General features: G+C 42.7%; 14 protein-coding genes and 1 pseudogene. 14 read left to right on the top strand and 1 reads right to left on the bottom strand.

Annotated elements, in window-relative coordinates:
- Nucleotides 1-6 precede the first annotated feature (6 nt).
- From purB to purH, 9 genes are all read left to right on the top strand, one after another.
- Nucleotides 7-1,302: an adenylosuccinate lyase gene (purB, locus tag E0E32_RS17260; protein ID WP_066186320.1), complete on the top strand. Its 1,296-nt coding sequence runs from the start codon at nucleotides 7-9 to the stop codon at nucleotides 1,300-1,302.
- A gap of 13 nt (nucleotides 1,303-1,315) precedes the next feature.
- Nucleotides 1,316-2,029: a phosphoribosylaminoimidazolesuccinocarboxamide synthase gene (gene purC / locus E0E32_RS17255; protein WP_066186317.1), complete on the top strand. Its 714-nt coding sequence runs from the start codon at nucleotides 1,316-1,318 to the stop codon at nucleotides 2,027-2,029.
- Complete coding sequence (gene purS / locus E0E32_RS17250) at nucleotides 2,026-2,277, top strand: phosphoribosylformylglycinamidine synthase subunit PurS (protein ID WP_066186315.1); 252 nt, start codon at nucleotides 2,026-2,028, stop codon at nucleotides 2,275-2,277. Before purC ends, purS begins: the two co-directional genes overlap by 4 nt.
- Nucleotides 2,274-2,957 (top strand): phosphoribosylformylglycinamidine synthase subunit PurQ, encoded by a 684-nt coding sequence (gene purQ, locus E0E32_RS17245; protein ID WP_066186313.1) that lies wholly within the window; start codon nucleotides 2,274-2,276, stop codon nucleotides 2,955-2,957. The genes purS and purQ overlap by 4 nt, the downstream gene beginning before the upstream one ends.
- The gene (gene purL, locus E0E32_RS17240; RefSeq protein ID WP_066186311.1) at nucleotides 2,941-5,169 is read left to right on the top strand and encodes a phosphoribosylformylglycinamidine synthase subunit PurL; all 2,229 of its coding nucleotides are present in this window, start codon (nucleotides 2,941-2,943) and stop codon (nucleotides 5,167-5,169) included. The genes purQ and purL overlap by 17 nt, the downstream gene beginning before the upstream one ends.
- Nucleotides 5,145-6,557: an amidophosphoribosyltransferase gene (purF, locus tag E0E32_RS17235; RefSeq protein ID WP_066186308.1), complete on the top strand. Its 1,413-nt coding sequence runs from the start codon at nucleotides 5,145-5,147 to the stop codon at nucleotides 6,555-6,557. The genes purL and purF overlap by 25 nt, the downstream gene beginning before the upstream one ends.
- A 277-nt stretch (nucleotides 6,558-6,834) precedes the next feature.
- Nucleotides 6,835-7,863, top strand: coding sequence for a phosphoribosylformylglycinamidine cyclo-ligase (gene purM / locus E0E32_RS17230; protein WP_066186306.1), 1,029 nt, complete (start codon nucleotides 6,835-6,837; stop codon nucleotides 7,861-7,863).
- Nucleotides 7,856-8,428 (top strand): phosphoribosylglycinamide formyltransferase, encoded by a 573-nt coding sequence (purN, locus tag E0E32_RS17225; protein WP_066186302.1) that lies wholly within the window; start codon nucleotides 7,856-7,858, stop codon nucleotides 8,426-8,428. Before purM ends, purN begins: the two co-directional genes overlap by 8 nt.
- Nucleotides 8,425-9,957, top strand: a complete 1,533-nt coding sequence (gene purH, locus E0E32_RS17220; RefSeq protein ID WP_066186300.1) for a bifunctional phosphoribosylaminoimidazolecarboxamide formyltransferase/IMP cyclohydrolase — start codon at nucleotides 8,425-8,427, stop codon at nucleotides 9,955-9,957. The genes purN and purH overlap by 4 nt, the downstream gene beginning before the upstream one ends.
- Before the next feature lie 10 nt (nucleotides 9,958-9,967).
- On the opposite strand, the gene E0E32_RS17215 is transcribed toward purH, so the two are convergent.
- Nucleotides 9,968-10,324: a hypothetical protein gene (locus E0E32_RS17215; RefSeq protein WP_130860296.1), complete on the bottom strand. Its 357-nt coding sequence runs from the start codon at nucleotides 10,322-10,324 to the stop codon at nucleotides 9,968-9,970.
- Between the two features lie 73 nt (nucleotides 10,325-10,397).
- Between E0E32_RS17215 and purD the strand changes: the two genes are divergently transcribed.
- The 5 genes and pseudogenes from purD (at nucleotide 10,398) to E0E32_RS17190 (ending at nucleotide 16,963) form a co-directional block, all read left to right on the top strand.
- Nucleotides 10,398-11,657, top strand: a complete 1,260-nt coding sequence (gene purD / locus E0E32_RS17210; protein ID WP_066186298.1) for a phosphoribosylamine--glycine ligase — start codon at nucleotides 10,398-10,400, stop codon at nucleotides 11,655-11,657.
- 171 nt (nucleotides 11,658-11,828) lie between these two features.
- Nucleotides 11,829-12,680: a VOC family protein gene (locus E0E32_RS17205; protein WP_130860295.1), complete on the top strand. Its 852-nt coding sequence runs from the start codon at nucleotides 11,829-11,831 to the stop codon at nucleotides 12,678-12,680.
- 393 nt (nucleotides 12,681-13,073) lie between these two features.
- Nucleotides 13,074-13,700: pseudogene (locus E0E32_RS17200) on the top strand (superoxide dismutase); the annotation flags it as partial.
- Nucleotides 13,701-14,075: 375 nt separating this feature from the next.
- Nucleotides 14,076-15,818 carry an adenine deaminase C-terminal domain-containing protein gene (locus tag E0E32_RS17195; protein WP_066186288.1) on the top strand — a complete coding sequence of 581 codons (1,743 nt, stop codon included), beginning with the start codon at nucleotides 14,076-14,078 and terminating at the stop codon, nucleotides 15,816-15,818.
- A 119-nt stretch (nucleotides 15,819-15,937) separates the two neighbouring features.
- Nucleotides 15,938-16,963, top strand: coding sequence for a DUF3048 domain-containing protein (locus E0E32_RS17190; protein WP_066186287.1), 1,026 nt, complete (start codon nucleotides 15,938-15,940; stop codon nucleotides 16,961-16,963).
- The last annotated feature ends 44 nt before the right edge of the window (nucleotides 16,964-17,007 follow it).

Raw genomic sequence — 17,007 nt, 5'->3', positions numbered from 1 at the left:
ACAGCAATGATCGAACGTTATACAAGAGAAGAAATGGGAAAGATTTGGACAGATAAAAACCGTTATAATGCCTGGCTGGAGGTTGAATTGCTAGCATGTGAGGCATGGAGTGAGTTAGGTATCATTCCCTCGGAAGATGTTAAGAAGTTAAGAGAGCATGCGGGATTTGATATCGATCGAATTTTGGAAATTGAGCAGGAAACGCGTCATGATGTGGTTGCCTTCACACGTGCTGTTTCTGAAACACTAGGGGAAGAGAAGAAATGGGTGCATTATGGTTTAACGTCAACTGATGTCGTTGATACGGCTCTTTCTTATATATTGAAGCAAGCCAATACGATCATTCGTCGTGATATCGTTCGTTTTATAGATATTTTAAAGGAAAAGGCAGTCGAACATAAACATACGGTGATGATGGGACGTACCCATGGTGTCCATGCAGAACCAACAACGTTCGGTCTAAAAATGGCTCTATGGTATGAGGAAATGAAACGTAACCTGAAACGATTTGATGCCGCTGCTGAGGTGATCGAAACAGGCAAGCTATCAGGAGCAGTCGGTACTTATGCCAATATCGATCCATTTGTCGAGGAATATGTTTGTGAGAAATTGGGACTGCAGGCGGCCCCAGTTTCCACTCAGACCTTACAGCGTGATCGACACGCTCAATATTTATCTACGCTTGCTCTTGTTGCCAGTTCGATTGAAAAATTCGCCACAGAAATCCGTGGTTTACAGAAAACAGAGACCCGTGAGGTAGAAGAGTTTTTTGCTAAAGGTCAGAAAGGTTCCTCTGCTATGCCGCATAAACGGAATCCAATTGGCTCGGAAAATATGACAGGCATGGCTCGTGTGATTCGCGGCTACATGGTGACAGCCTATGAGGATGTGTCTTTATGGCATGAACGTGATATCTCTCATTCCTCCGCTGAACGTGTGATTTTACCAGATGCCACGATCGCCCTAAACTATATGTTGAATCGCTTTAGTAATATCGTGAAGAATTTGACGGTGTTCCCAGAGAATATGAAACGTAATATTGATCGTACCTATGGCGTGATTTTCTCACAACGTGTGTTATTATCCTTGATTGACCAGGGAATGAGCCGGGAAGAGGCTTATGATATGGTACAGCCCAATGCGATGAAAGCTTGGGAGACAGCCACCCCATTCCGTGAATTAATCGAGCAGGAAGAACGAATTACGAATACTTTGTCAAAAGAACAATTGGATGATTGTTTTGACTATACCTATCATCTGAAAAATGTCGATCAAATCTTCCGAAAAATCGGTTTAGCATAAGGAGCGTGCCATAATGAAGGACAAGCTGTTGTATGAAGGAAAAGCGAAAAAGGTATACACGGTTGCTGATGACCCAGAATTGCTGATTTTGTCTTATAAAAATGATGCAACGGCCTTTAATGGAGAGAAAAAAGCAGAATTTCAAGGCAAAGGACGTTACAATAACCTGATTTCTGCCAAGGTGTTTGCTTTTTTACACCAACATGGTATTAGCAGCCATTTTAAAAAAGCTTTAAACGAAACCGAACAATTGGTAGAAAAAACAACGATTATCCCGCTGGAAGTAGTGGTGCGTAATGTCGCCGCCGGAAGCATTGTTCGGCGTACAGGCTTGGCTGAGAAAACCATCTTTCAACCAGCATTAGTAGAACTTTTTTATAAAAAAGATGAGCTTGGTGATCCGTTAATTAACGATGAACATGCCCTATTGCTTACCGATGTGACAGCTGCTGAGCTAAATCAAATCAAAGAGATGGCACGAGATGTGAATCAACAGCTGCAAGCCTTCTTTCAAGAAATCAACTTACAGCTTGTCGATTTTAAATTAGAATTTGGTCGTAATGTACAAGGGGAGATCGTGTTATCGGATGAGGTCAGTCCGGATACCTGCCGTCTGTGGGACATGGCGACAGGGGAGAAAATGGATAAGGATGTCTTCCGCGAAGATTCAGGCGATTTGCTGACTGTATATGACAATATTCTATCACGACTGGAGGAGAAACAATGAAACTAGTAAAAGTTCATGTGACATTAAAAGAAGGCGTATTAGATCCACAAGGGAAGGCCGTCCAAAATTCGTTGAATACATTAGGGTATAACAATGTACAAGAGGTACGTGTCGGTAAATATTTGGAATTAACCGTGCAAGATAACGCTGATATCGAGCAAGAAATAGAAGATATGTGTAACAAACTGCTTGCCAATCCCGTAATTGAAAATTATTCTTATACGGTAGATGAGGAGGTTGCCCAGTGAAATTTGCTGTCGTAGTTTTCCCTGGTTCCAACTGTGACCGCGATATGCATTACGCAGCGCAAGAGGTACTAGGAGAAGAGGCTGATTTAGTCTGGTATAAGGATGCCAATTTGGATGGCTATGATGCTATTCTAATTCCTGGTGGTTTTTCTTATGGTGATTATTTACGTTGTGGTGCGATTGCCTCTACCTCTAGCGTAGTGACACAATTACGTGAGAAGGCAGAAACCGGGGTGCCGATTTTAGGTGTCTGTAATGGTTTTCAGATTTTGCTAGAGGCAGGATTACTTCCAGGTGCTCTATTACGTAATAAAAATCTTAAGTTTATGTGTCATTTTGAAGATTTGATTGTGACAAACAATCAGACACAGTTTACGACAGAATATCAAGAAGGCGAAGTCATCTCGATTCCGATTGCTCATAATGAAGGAAACTATTATTGCGACGAGGAAACACTTTCACGTCTTCAAGCAAATAACCAAATTGTATTTACGTATCAAAACAATCCAAATGGCTCGGTGGCTGATATTGCCGGTATTATCAATGAACAAGGCAATGTTCTTGGGATGATGCCACACCCAGAACGTGCCGTGGAGGCTATTTTGAATAGTGAAGATGGCCGGAAGTTATTTCAATCCATGTTGGTAAATTGGAGGGAACGTTATGTTGCAGGCGTCTGAAATCAGTCCAGAGCAAATTGAACAAGAGAAAGTCTATCAAGAAATGGGTTTAACCGATAAAGAGTATGACATGATTAAGGATATTATGGGACGTCAACCGAACTTTACCGAGATCGGTATTTTCTCGGTGATGTGGTCGGAGCATTGTAGCTATAAAACTTCCAAACCATTACTGAAGAAATTCCCAACCGAAGGACCTCAAGTTGTGCAGGGTCCGGGTGAAGGAGCAGGCATTGTTGATATTGGTGATGGTCAGGGTGTTGTGTTTAAAGTAGAAAGTCATAACCATCCATCTGCGGTAGAGCCGTATCAAGGGGCAGCAACTGGAGTAGGCGGTATTATCCGTGATGTATTCTCGATGGGGGCTCGTCCGATTGCTTCCCTGAATTCCTTGCGTTTTGGTAATTTAACGAATGGTAGAGTCAAATACCTGTTTGAAGAAGTGGTCCACGGTATTGCCGGGTATGGGAATTGTGTCGGTGTCCCAACAGTTGGCGGAGAAGTCCAGTTTGATGATTCCTATCAGGGGAACCCGTTAGTTAACGCTATGTGTGTCGGCTTGATTGATACCAAAGATATTCAAAAAGGAATCGCTGACGGAGAGGGTAACACGATCATGTATGTCGGGTCTAAAACGGGTCGTGACGGTATTCATGGGGCAACCTTTGCTTCAGAAGACTTGACCGAAGATTCCGAGAGTAAACGGTCCAATGTTCAAGTCGGGGACCCTTTTATGGAGAAGTTATTGATCGAAGCCTGTCTTGAAGTGATCCAATCGGATGCGTTGGTTGGTATTCAGGATATGGGCGCCGCCGGTTTAACTTCTTCAGCAAGTGAGATGGCAAGTAAGGCCGGCATGGGAATGGAAATGAACCTTGACTTTATTCCTCAGCGTGAAGAGCAGATGACAGCTTATGAAATGATGTTATCCGAGTCCCAAGAGCGGATGCTCTTATGCGTGAAAAAAGGGGAAGAACAAGAAATCATCGATATTTTCAAAAAATATAATTTGGATGCCGTCGCAGTAGGAAAGGTAACGACAGATAACAAGTTCCGCTTGCTACATAAGGGCGAAGTGGTGGCAGATATTCCTGTTGATCATTTAGCGGAAGACGCGCCAATTTTTTATAAAGATTCCAAGGTACCGGCTTATTTTCAAGAATATCAAGCGATGGCGCCTTATCAGCCGCAAGTAACCGATCATGCGGAAACATTAAAACAGCTATTACAGCAGCCGACAATCGCAAGCAAGGAATATGTCTATGATCAGTACGATTCCATGGTGCAGGCCAATACGGTATTTTCACCAGGATCGGACGCAGCGGTTGTTCGGATTCAGGGTTATGACAAGGCGATTGCGATGACGACGGATTGTAATTCTCGCTATATTTATTTAGATCCAGAGACGGGCGGAAAGATTGCCGTAGCAGAGGCGGCACGTAATATTATCGCATCAGGAGCTAAGCCGCTTGCTTTAACCGATGGATTAAATTTCGGTAATCCAGATAAGCCAGAGAACTTCTGGCAAATGGAAAAAAGTGTCGATGGAATGAGTGCGGCAAGCCTTGAACTGGACACCCCAGTGATTAGCGGAAATGTTTCCTTATATAATGAATCCAACGGACAAGCCATTTTTCCAACACCGATTGTAGGGATGGTTGGTTTACATCAATCACTTGCCGATATTACACCTTCTCATTTTCAACAAGCGGGTGATTTGATCTACGTTATCGGGGAAACCAGCCCAGAATTTGGCGGAAGCGAATTGCAGAATTTATTAGAAGGTCGTTATTTTGGGAAGGCCCCAGCGATTGATTTAGAAGTTGAAAAAACACGTCAGTCACAAGTATTGGCTGCAATTCAAGCAGGATTAGTGGTTTCTGCTCACGATCTATCCGAAGGTGGATTGGGCGTCGCCTTAGCAGAGAGCTTATTTAGTTCTCATGTTTTAGGAGCGGATTTGGAACTACGCGGTGACCTGACTAGTGCTTTATTTAGTGAATCTCAGTCACGCTTTCTAGTGAGTGTCTCTGAACAAAACAGCGAGGCATTTGAAGGACAAGTCGATGCTGCGCAACGGATTGGAAAGGTTACAGATACGAATCAATTGGTTATTCATATAGATAAAACGGAAGCAATCACAGAAGATGTATCAGCATTACAACAGCTGTGGAAAGGAGCTTTACCTTGCTTGCTGAAATCAAAGGCTTAAATGAAGAATGTGGTGTCTTCGCCATCTGGGGACATGAGAAAGCAGCAGAAATGACCTATTATGGACTGCATGCCCTCCAGCATCGTGGACAAGAAGGGGCTGGAATTGTCACCACAGATCGCGAGAAATTACATTTGCATAAAGGAACAGGTTTAGTGAATGAGGTATTTTCAGAGGATAAGTTCTCTGGTTTGCCGGGACATGCAGCGATCGGACATGTGCGTTATGCTACACAGGGAGGAGGCGGTTATGAGAATGTACAGCCGCTTGTCTTCCGATCCCAAACAAATAGTATGGCACTTGCACACAACGGAAATTTGGTGAATGCCCATCAATTGAAAAGCCAGCTGGAAGCACAAGGAAGTATTTTACAAACGACCTCTGATACAGAAGTCATCGCCCATTTAGTCAAGCGCAATGGTCATATTCCGATGGAGGACGCGATTGCCTCCGCTTTAGGTATGATAAAAGGAGCCTATGCTTTTGCTCTTTTAACCGAGAAGCAGATGTTTGTTGGACAGGATCCACGTGGATTGCGACCGTTGTCGATTGGGCGGTTAGGTGATGCCTATGTGGTAGCCTCCGAAACATGTGCCTTTGATTTAATTGGTGCGACGTATGAAAGAGAGGTTCGCCCTGGGGAATTGATTATCATTGATGAAGATGGTTTGCGAGCCAAGGAGTTCACGTCACCAATGGAGCGTACCTTATGCTCGATGGAATATGTTTATTTTTCCCGCCCGGATAGTGATTTGAATGAACTCAATGTCCATGCTAGTCGGAAGACAATGGGTAAACAATTGGCACAAGAGGCACCGATTGAAGCGGATGTGGTTACAGGTGTGCCAGATTCCAGTATTTCTGCAGCGATCGGTTTTTCAGAGGAAGCGGGAATCCCATATGAACTAGGACTGATCAAGAATCGTTACGTTGGCCGGACCTTTATTCAGCCCTCACAAGAGCTTCGGGAGCAAGGTGTGAAGATGAAACTTTCCGCTGTTCGAGGGATTGTCGATGGTAAACGAGTGGTAATGGTGGATGACTCGATCGTACGTGGCACCACGAGCCGCCGAATTGTACGGTTATTAAAAGAAGCGGGAGCTACCGAGGTACATGTGCGTATCGCCTCACCACCAATTCAGAATCCTTGTTATTATGGGATTGATACATCGACAAAAGGAGAGTTAATTGCCGCCAACCATTCGATCGAAGATATGCGTGAGATTATTGGCGCTGACAGCTTAGCTTTTTTATCTACCGAGGGTTTAGAAGCCTCCATCGTATCAGATCGTGATCGCCAGCAGCATGGTATTTGCCAGGCATGTTTCACAGGCAATTACCCAACGGAAATCTATCCAGATACCGTTATTCCTGCTTATAAAGATTGACCAAGCGGGTCTTGGAAAATGATTGATAGTTTTAACTAGATCTTCCGAAAGCTCGCCCATTTTGAAATCTAACGGACAAAAAAAGCGGGGAACGCGAAATACTGTCCGTAAGAATGGATCTAACGGACAAAAAAAGCGGGAAATGCGAAACACTGTCCGTAAGAATCTTCTAACAAATAATAAAGGGGTATCGCCCCTATTTTGTCGGTAAATGAAGTTAATGAACAGATGGCGAACCACTCTCGATTGATTTTATAACAAAAGGAGTACATCTAATATGAGTGATATTTACAAAGACGCAGGTGTCGATGTGCAAGCGGGCTATCAAGCAGTAAAGCTAATGAAAAAGCATATTGCTAAGACGAATCGTTCCGAAGTAATGGGCGGAGTCGGAGCTTTTGCTGGTTTGTTTGATATCAGTAAGTTTTCTTATCAAGAACCCGTGCTTGTTTCTGGTACTGATGGAGTGGGCACAAAATTGAAACTTGCATTTACCATGGATAAACATGATACCGTGGGGATTGATCTTGTGGCTATGTGTGTGAATGATATCATTGCCCAAGGTGCGGATCCGATTTTTTTCTTGGATTATATTGCCTGCGGGAAAAATCAACCAGCCAAAATCGAACAAATTGTCAAAGGGATTTCGGAAGGCTGTGTGCAAAGTAATGCTGCTCTTATTGGCGGGGAAACGGCCGAAATGCCAGGTATGTATAGTGAAGAAGAGTATGATCTTGCCGGTTTTGTTGTTGGTATCGCTGATAAAGCTCAATTAATCACTGGTGAGTCGGTGGAGCCTGGTGACAAGATTATTGGTCTATCCTCCTCTGGTGTGCATTCTAACGGTTTTTCTTTGGTTAGGAAAATCATCGAACAGCAAGGTTTAACTTATCAGCAAGAAACGGCGGAGCTAGGAACTACATTGGGAGAGGCTTTACTTACACCAACGAAGATTTATACTAAGGCGATTCAACAGCTAAAACAAGACCTCACGATTAAAGGTATCAGCCATATTACGGGCGGAGGTTTTTATGAGAATCTGCCAAGGGCTATTCCGGAACATCTAGGTGTCCACATGAAGCAGGGTTCATGGAAGCGTCCTGCCATCTTTGATTATTTGCAGCAGCAGGCCTCCCTATCAGACGAAGAAATGTACGGCGTCTTTAACATGGGGGTTGGCATGGCTGTCGTAGTAGAGGCTCATGAAGCGGAGCTGGCCTTGCAATTACTGGAGGATATTGGCGAACAAGCCTACCTAATCGGTGAAGTGACAACAGAAACCGGGGTGAGTTTCTCTCATGACTAGGTTAGCGGTATTTGCTTCTGGTACAGGCAGTAACTATGAGGCATTGCAAGAAGCAATCGAACAAGGAAGCCTCGACGCGGAGATAGCACTGCTTGTATGCGATAAGCCACATGCAGCTGTCGTGGAGAAGGCAAATGGAATCGATACATTTGTATTTGAACCGAAACAATTTTCTAATAAAATAGCCTTTGAAACAGAAATAGTCAAACAGTTACGTGAAAAAGGGGTTGAATGGATCATTTTGGCTGGTTATATGCGCATAGTGGGAGAAACGCTTTTGCATGCATACGAAGGTAAGATGATTAATATTCATCCTTCGCTGCTTCCTTCATTCCCAGGATTAGATGCGATTGGTCAAGCTATGGAAGCAGGCGTGAAAGTTACTGGTGTGACCATTCATTATGTGGACGCTGGGATGGACACAGGAAAAATTATTGCACAGGAAGCTGTAGCTGTTGCAGATGATATGAAAAAAGCTGATTTGCAGGCAGCCATTCAGCGTGTAGAACATACACTTTATCCAACAACCATACAGAAATTGATCAGGGAAGGAGAATCATCTTGAAAAAACGTGCACTATTAAGCGTATCAGATAAAAGCAATCTAGTACCTTTTGCAGAAGGATTAGATAAATTAGGTTATGAGCTTATCTCAACCGGAGGAACATTACGAGCATTACAGGAGGCAGGGCTACCAGCTAAGGCTGTTTCCGAAATTACCCATTTTGATGAGATCCTTGACGGTCGTGTGAAAACATTGCACCCTTTTATTCATGCGGGATTATTAGCTCGACGTGACGAAGAATCTCACCTGCAGCAATTAGCAGAACGTGATATTGCTCCAATTGATATCGTTGTGGTGAATCTTTATCCATTTAAAGAAACCATTGCGAAACCAGATGTAACGGAAGAAGACGCCATTGAAAATATTGATATTGGCGGGCCAACCATGCTGCGTGCTGCTTCGAAGAATTTTCGTGATGTCACGGTGGTAGTCGATCCAACTGATTATGACGCCGTCCTTGCAAGCCTGGAAGGAGAAGGATCGCTGGAATTCCGTAAGACATTGGCAGCGAAAGTGTTCCGTCATACCGCAAACTATGATGCCATGATTGCGAATTATTTTGTTGATATTACCGAGGAACAAGACCCGGAAACCTTCACACAGACCTTTGAAAAGGTACAATCATTGCGCTATGGCGAAAATCCACATCAAGAAGCTGCTTTTTATAAAGAAGGCAATGTAAGCGGAGCTTCGATTGCCAATGCTGAACAGTTACATGGAAAAGAATTATCTTACAATAATATTCAAGATGCCAATGCGGCATTGGAAATTGTCTTGGAATTTGAGGAGCAGCCTGCAGCCGTTGCCGTGAAGCATATGAACCCATGTGGTGTAGGGATCGGCGATAATCTTTCTGATGCTTTTCAAAAGGCATATGATGCTGACCCGGTATCGATTTTTGGCGGTATTGTTGCCTTGAATCGTGAAGTAGATGAAGCAACAGCCAATCAGCTGAAGGAAATTTTCTTAGAGATTGTCATTGCACCTAGTTTTTCAGAGAAAGCTTTAGAAATATTAACGGTGAAGAAAAATATTCGTTTATTAGAAATACCAATGACGATGAATCAAGGCGATAAGAAAAAAGTTGTCAGTGTGATGGGTGGTTTGCTTGTACAGGATCGTGACAAAGGAGCAGTTACGGCAGATGATTTAGAGGTCGTCACCGATCGAAAACCAGATGCAAAAGAAATCGAAGAATTATTATTCGCATGGAAGATTGTCAAACACGTCAAGTCGAATGCGATCGTTGTGGCAAAGGCAGATCAGACGTTAGGCGTTGGTGCCGGACAAATGAATCGAGTCGGAGCAGCAGCTATTGCCTTTGAACAAGCTGGTGAAAAGGCCGAGGGTGCCGTACTCGCTTCTGATGCTTTTTTCCCAATGCCAGATACCGTTGAAAATGCAGCAAAAGCAGGCATTCGTGCGATTATTCAACCTGGTGGATCCAAGCGCGATCAGGATTCAATTGACGAATGTAATAAACATGGCATTGCGATGGTGTTGACAAGTATGCGCCACTTTAAACACTAGGAGCGTTTTGTTATTTATTTGATGTTGCAGAAAATGAAATGACGACCAAAATCCGAGGCAAAGCCGCAAAAATGGCCGTCATCGTGGAAATGACGCCCAAAATCCGAGGAGAAAGCTGAGAAATGGCCGTCATCGCGGAAATGACGCCCAAAATCTGAAGAGAGAGCTGAGAAATGGCCGTCATCGCGGAAATGACGCCCAAAATCCGAAGAGAGAGCTGAGAAATGGTCGTCATCGTGGAAATGACGCCCAAAATCCGAAGAGAGAGCTGAGAAATGGCCGTCATCGCGGAAATGACGCCCAAAATCCGAAGAGAGAGCTGAGAAATGGTCGTCATCACGGAAATGACGACCATAATCGTAAGCATATACTAAATGTTGTCCGACATGACCGTATTACCAGATAAGACCATGTAATGTTTCGAAAAAAGGAGGCCTTCTATGAAAGTATTAGTAATCGGCGGTGGTGGCCGTGAGCATATCATCGTGAAAAAGTTGATAGAGAGCAAGCGGGTGACCGAGATTTTTGCGGCACCGGGGAATGGCGGTATTGCCCAAGACGCTGTATGTATTCCCATTAAAGATGACGCGATCGGTGAATTGGTAGACTTTGCGGAGAAGGAAGCGATCGACTGGACGATCGTCGGTCCAGAGATCCCATTAACTAAAGGGATAGTCGATGCCTTCCGTGCCAAAAATTTAAAGGTATTCGGCCCGTCTAAAGCCGCTGCCATGATTGAGGGAAGCAAAGATTTTGCCAAAGGCTTTATGAAAAAATATGGTATTCCTACGGCCGATTATGCCACTTTTACCGATGTAGAGGAGGCCAAATCCTACGTTAGAAAACAAGGTGCCCCTATTGTGATTAAGGCAGATGGTCTAGCGGCTGGAAAAGGGGTAGTGGTTGCCACGACGGAACAGCAGGCTCTAACGGCTGTGGAGGAAATGCTCATTGATAATAAGTTCGGTGCTGCAGGCAGTCATGTGGTCATTGAAGAATACTTAGAAGGAAAAGAATTCTCCTTGTTTGCTTTTGTAGATGGCGAAAATGTATATCCAATGGTGCCTGCTCGCGATTACAAACGTGCCTATCCATTGGATGAGGGCCCCAATACTGGTGGAATGGGAGCATTTTCACCAGTGCCGGATCTTGATCCAAAAGATGTAGAATATACCGTCGAACAGATTTTAAAACCTGTAGCAAAAGGTATGCAACAAGAAGGCAGAACCTATACGGGTGTGCTATATGGCGGCTTGATTGAAACGGAAACTGGTCCAAAAGTGATTGAATTTAATGCTCGATTTGGTGATCCTGAAACACAGGTAGTTCTGCCACTACTCGAAAATGATTTGCTGCAGGTGATTGAGGATGTCACTTCTGGCCGTGATCCACAGTTAACATGGAAAACGGGTTACGCTATTGGTGCCGTCGTTGCTTCCACAGGTTATCCAGGTACTTATGAGAAGCATATCAAACTTCCAGATTTAGCAACGGATAAAGATGTCTATGTGATTCATGCCGGTACTGTACAGACAGAGGATGGCAGTTTTTATTCCACTGGCGGCCGCGTCCTATTTGTCGGTTCCCTTCAAGAGACGCCTGAGCAGGCTCAACGGGAAATCTATCAATATTTAACGAAGTTTGCTCCATTAGATTCGTTCTTTTATCGTATTGACATTGGAATTGCTGGAAAAGAATAAAGGTAATCCCGGAGGTGATAGCCTTCGGGATTTTTTATGTCTATTTTGATTACGTTACTTGATCAAAAAGATATGCAATTGTTCAGCTCGATTCTGCTGGGAGCAAACCTTTGACATTTTCTAATTACAAAAGTATAATAACTTACAAAAAGTAATTAAAGGAGTTTGTCCATGCAATTTCATCAAAAACCAACTACCTATGTAAGTCACGTTACGATCAAAGTAAGCAGTCTCGAACGATCCTTGTCTTTTTATAACGAGCTATTAGGATTCAAGATTCTAGAAAGAACCACTACCACTGCCTCACTCACTACGGATGGTGTGACAGCTATTCTCACGTTGGAGCAGCCAGATAATGCCCAGCCTAAGAAGCACAGAACAACCGGTCTTTATCACTTTGCTATCCTGTTACCGACTAGGAAGGACCTTGCTAACTTTATTTATCATAGTGCAGAAGCAGGTTTAGCCTTAGCGTCCGCAGATCACCTAGTAAGTGAGGCGCTATACTTCAATGATCCCGATGGTAATGGTATTGAAGTATATCGTGATCGAGCACCGGATACATGGGTGTGGAAGGATGCACAAGTAGAAATGACAGTTGATCCGCTAGATATCGAGGATTTGTTAAAAGAAGGAGAGCGAGGGGCATGGCGTGGCCTTCCAGTACAAACGGTTATGGGACATATTCATCTACACGTGACCGACCTGTCAGAGAGCAAAGATTTTTATGAAAAAGGTTTAGGTTTTGAAACCGTTAGTCAACTGGGAAATCAAGCATTATTTATCTCAACAGGAAATTACCATCATCATATAGGTTTGAACACATGGAATGGTTATGATGCTCCAGCTCCAGCCGCTGAAAGTGTTGGGCTGCGTTCTTTTACTGTTTTGTATCCGGATGAGGAGGCGCTGATACGAGTAGTCAATCATTTACAAGCAATCGATGCCTTTGTTCAAATGGAGAAGGATATTTTTTACACGAAGGATCCATCAGGTAATGTCATTCAATTAAAACATGGCTAGCATGGCGAGATAGTATACTTCATCGTTGGGAAAAAGAATATTGTTGATCTAAAAACCGATGTTAAACTATTCCGAATCTTAGCATATAGTGTTAATGACTAATATTTGGGAGGGTTTATATTGTCGTCATATCTTTCATCAGTCCAGTTGTGGTGTGAGGAAATTCAAGCATTTTACCACACATCGATCCAAGTATTTCGAGAACATGCTAACCCGAAGGAATTACAAGATTGGGAAGAAAAATTAGCGCAATTGCAACAGGATCTTTCAAGTAACACCTCACTGCAAGATTGGCAAGCTTACCAACAGGCAAGTGAATTGTACACACAGTTAAATAACTACTTGACGGAGACCAATCATCCACAATCAACGAATCAGGATCGAATAAACAACCAAGTGCCGATTGGTGGACATACGCTGCCGCCATTGCCATACCCTTATGATGCGCTAGAGCCATACATTGATCAAGAAACGATGCGATTGCATCATGATAAGCATCATAAAAGCTATGTAGATGGGCTGAATAAAGCAGAAAAAGAACTACAAAAGGCACGTGCAACGAATAACTTTGATCTTATTAAGCATTGGGAAAGAGAGCTCGCATTTAATGGTGCTGGTCACTATCTCCATACTATCTTTTGGTGTGTAATGAGTCCACAAGGAGGCGGGCAGCCTTCAGGTGATTTAATGAGAGAAATACAGCGATCATTCGGAGGTTTTGAGCCGTTTAAGAAACAGTTTACGGAAGCGGCCAATGCCGTCGAAGGAGGAGGATGGGCTATTTTAGTATGGTCTCCGCGGGCGAGGCGCTTAGAAATCCTTCAAGCTGAGAAGCACCAAAACTTGAGTCAATGGGATGTGGTTCCATTACTCGTATTGGACGTGTGGGAGCACGCCTATTATCTTAAATATCAAAATGAACGAAAAAAGTACATCGAGAACTGGTGGAATATCGTTTATTGGCCAGAAGTGGAAAAACGTTTTGAAAAAGCAAAACAATTAAAGTGGCAGCCTTATTAATAGTTATGGCGGAGATGACAGACAAAGTTAGGCAATATCCCTATACTTTGTCTGTTATTTTTTTGTGGACACAGGAACAGAATTTTCACTCTCTCGTTCGTGAAATGCAATCTTACGGTCCCAGTAACGAGATTTGCACTCTCCAGTCCGCAAGATTCAATGATTGTTCATCCATTCAAAGCACATCTAGTAAAAAAAGGGGGTATGACTGCCTCTAAAATGGGAATAAAAAGAATAGCTAGTATCTATCAACTGGAAAAACATCAGCAATCTGCCCAAAAAAACGTCATATTTTTGTCAACGGCACACAATGCAAACGTTAACAAAAAATGCTAAAATAGGAGTTAATTAAATTAATAAAGAAGGAGATCAGTAATGAAGGATCATTTATATAGATGGCGGAATAAAGAAATACGCCGACAAGTTGCCGTAATCGATCAAAAAGAAGTACCAACCTTAATTTTACAAAATGCTTTTTACTTAAATGTTTTTTTGAGAAAATGGGTAGAAGCCCATATTTGGGTATACCGTGACCGCATTGTCTATGTAGGCTCTAAACTACCTGAGACATTGCAAGGAGTGGAGGTAGTTGATTGCACAGGAAAATATATTGTACCGGGATATATTGAGCCACATGCTCATCCTTTTCAATTATATAATCCTTATGAATTGGCGATGCATGCCGGACAAACCGGTACTACCACTTTAATGAATGATAACCTGCCATGGCTTTATTTGACTAATCGGGAGAAAGCGTTTTCTTTGATTGAAGATTTTATGAAGCTACCTGTTTCAATGTATTGGTGGGCCCGATTTGATTCTCAATCAGAAATAAACGAGGAACAAGACCTATTCAATGATGAAGAAGTGCATGCCTGGTTGCAGCATGAAGCAGTTGTTCAAGGTGGAGAACTGACGGCATGGCCTGAAGTAATGCGTGATGATGATCGCATTCTTTATTGGATTCAAGAAGCCAAGCGAATGCGTAAACCTGTGGAAGGACATTTTCCAGGCGCTTCGGAAAACACGCTTGTTAAATTGAAGTTATTGGGAGCTAGTTCCGATCATGAAGCATTATCAGGAGAAGAAGCGTATCAACGAGTTTCGATGGGATATCGAGTAGGGTTACGCAACTCATCGATTCGTCCAGATCTAGGAAAAATATTGACTGAGCTACAAGAGTTAGGCTTAGAAAAATATGATTTCTTAACGATGACGACAGATGGTTCCAGTCCCTCGTTTTATGAACATGGTTTAATTAATCAATGTATCCAAATTGCGATTGATCATGGTGTCCCAGAAATAGAAGCCTATATGATGGCTACCTATAATGCAGCTGAACACTTTCATTTAGAGGAACGGTTGGGAGGCATAGCACCGGGCAGAGTGGCCCACTTGAATATTCTCAGCTCTCCAGATAATGCCACCCCGGAATCTGTTATTGCCAAAGGGAAATGGTTAAAACGAGAGGGAGAACTAGTACATCACGACATCACGATTGATTGGGAAAAATATGGTTTAGGTAAATTGGATTTAGCTTGGCAATTAACCGAAAATGATCTGCAATTTTCGATGCCAGTGGGCTTAAAAATGATCAATGATGTCATCATGAAACCATACCCGATTTCAATTGATTCCAATACCGATGAAATTGAAAGTGCAGCAGATGAATCATTTATTATGCTAGCTGATCGGGAAGGTGAATGGCGGGTAAACACGATGATCAAGGGATTTACCAATACCCTAGGCGGGCTGGCAAGCTCCTATTCTCTCACTGGTGATATTGTCTTGATTGGAAAAAGTAAATCAGATTTGATGCTGGCTTTTACCCGTATGAAAGAGATTGGCGGGGGCATTGTACTTGCACATCAAGGCAAAATTATTTTTGAACTGCCATTGCAAATTGCTGGAATGCTATATAAAGGCGAATTGTCCACATTAATAGAAAGGGACAAAGCATTAAAAGAGATTTTGATTGATCATGGCTATCAATTTCAAGATCCGCCATATGGCTTGTTATTTCTATCTTCCATGCACTTGCCATTTGTACGTATCACACCGATGGGGATTATGGATGTAAAAAAAAGGGAGATCATTTTTCCAGCCATTATGCGTTAAAGGAGTAGTCAAATAACCTTATTTGCTATATAGTTAAATAAAGATTGACAGACTTCGAGTATCGGCATGTGCATGAACATGTCGATATTCCATTTTTAGAAGAAAGGTGATGGAAAGTTATGAAGAGGATATTCTTACTATTCGTAATAGCTTTATTGGCAGCATGCTCTAGCAATGATGAAGAGCAGCAAACAGGAGAAGAGAATCCCTCGTCTGATCAAGAAGATCCTTCTGCAAAACAACAGGAGGCATCTGTGTATCCATTAACAGGTGAAGAAACGGATGCGGAGGTAATGGATCGTATCGTTGCGGTGATGGTCAATAATCATCCGAAAGCAAGACCTCAGACGGGGTTGGCTCAGGCAGATATTACATTTGAAATTTTGGCAGAAGGGAATATTACTCGATTTTTGGCTTTATATCAAAGTGATATGCCTGATCGGGTTGGGCCAGTTCGAAGTGCCCGTCCTTACTATTTTGATTTGGCAGAAGGATATGATGCTATCTATGTTTACCATGGCGCTGCTAATTTCATTGAAGAAATGATTCAAAATGGATCTGTGCAAGGGTTAAATGGTATGTATTATGATAATGACAAGGCATTATTTGAGCGATCTGCCGAACGGGTAGCACCTCATAATTCCTATACGATCTTTGACGGTATTTATCAAGAAGCGGAAGAACAAGGATATTCCTTAGAATCTAGTTATCAGCCTCTATCTTTTTTAGCGGAGGATGAAGAGGTCACTGGTGAGGAGGCAACGGAGATTGCTTTTGCCTATGCTTCTACCAACCGCATTCGTTATCAATATAATTCAGATTCGGAAAAGTATCAAAGATACAGCGATGATGAATTAACGGTAGAATATGCGGATGATCAGCCTATTGAATTGGATAATATCTTATTTATAGAGGCGGCACATCAAGTGGTAGATGATGCAGGTCGTCGTGAAATAGATTTGGAATCTGGCGGAGATGCTTTACTGCTACAGCAAGGTAAAGTGCAATACGTGCAATGGGAGCGAAATAATGGTAGAATAATCCCAATGAAAGATGGAGAGCCTGTATCATTTGTTCCAGGGCAAACTTGGATTAATGTGATCCCCAAACAGATTGGAATTGATGAGATAGAGCTTACTCCATAACCTATGTAAAAAGTTCCCTTAGCGGTCCGTTTTTCATATGACGA

This window comes from Gracilibacillus phocaeensis (assembly GCF_900626275.1).
Lineage (GTDB): Bacteria > Bacillota > Bacilli > Bacillales > Amphibacillaceae > Gracilibacillus > Gracilibacillus timonensis.
This window is presented reverse-complemented; position numbering and strand designations above follow the sequence as displayed.

Excerpts from the sequence above, each read along its gene's own strand:
- E0E32_RS17205 (WP_130860295.1), top strand. The coding sequence starts at position 11,829 with ATGCAATTTCATCAAAAACCAACTACCTATGTAAGTCACGTTACGATC.
- purS (WP_066186315.1), top strand. The coding sequence starts at position 2,026 with ATGAAACTAGTAAAAGTTCATGTGACATTAAAAGAAGGCGTATTAGAT.
- E0E32_RS17195 (WP_066186288.1), top strand. The coding sequence starts at position 14,076 with ATGAAGGATCATTTATATAGATGGCGGAATAAAGAAATACGCCGACAA.
- purM (WP_066186306.1), top strand. The coding sequence starts at position 6,835 with ATGAGTGATATTTACAAAGACGCAGGTGTCGATGTGCAAGCGGGCTAT.
- purL (WP_066186311.1), top strand. The coding sequence starts at position 2,941 with ATGTTGCAGGCGTCTGAAATCAGTCCAGAGCAAATTGAACAAGAGAAA.
- purB (WP_066186320.1), top strand. The coding sequence starts at position 7 with ATGATCGAACGTTATACAAGAGAAGAAATGGGAAAGATTTGGACAGAT.
- purC (WP_066186317.1), top strand. The coding sequence starts at position 1,316 with ATGAAGGACAAGCTGTTGTATGAAGGAAAAGCGAAAAAGGTATACACG.
- purN (WP_066186302.1), top strand. The coding sequence starts at position 7,856 with ATGACTAGGTTAGCGGTATTTGCTTCTGGTACAGGCAGTAACTATGAG.
- E0E32_RS17190 (WP_066186287.1), top strand. The coding sequence starts at position 15,938 with ATGAAGAGGATATTCTTACTATTCGTAATAGCTTTATTGGCAGCATGC.
- purD (WP_066186298.1), top strand. The coding sequence starts at position 10,398 with ATGAAAGTATTAGTAATCGGCGGTGGTGGCCGTGAGCATATCATCGTG.
- E0E32_RS17215 (WP_130860296.1), bottom strand. The coding sequence starts at position 10,324 with ATGCTTACGATTATGGTCGTCATTTCCGTGATGACGACCATTTCTCAG.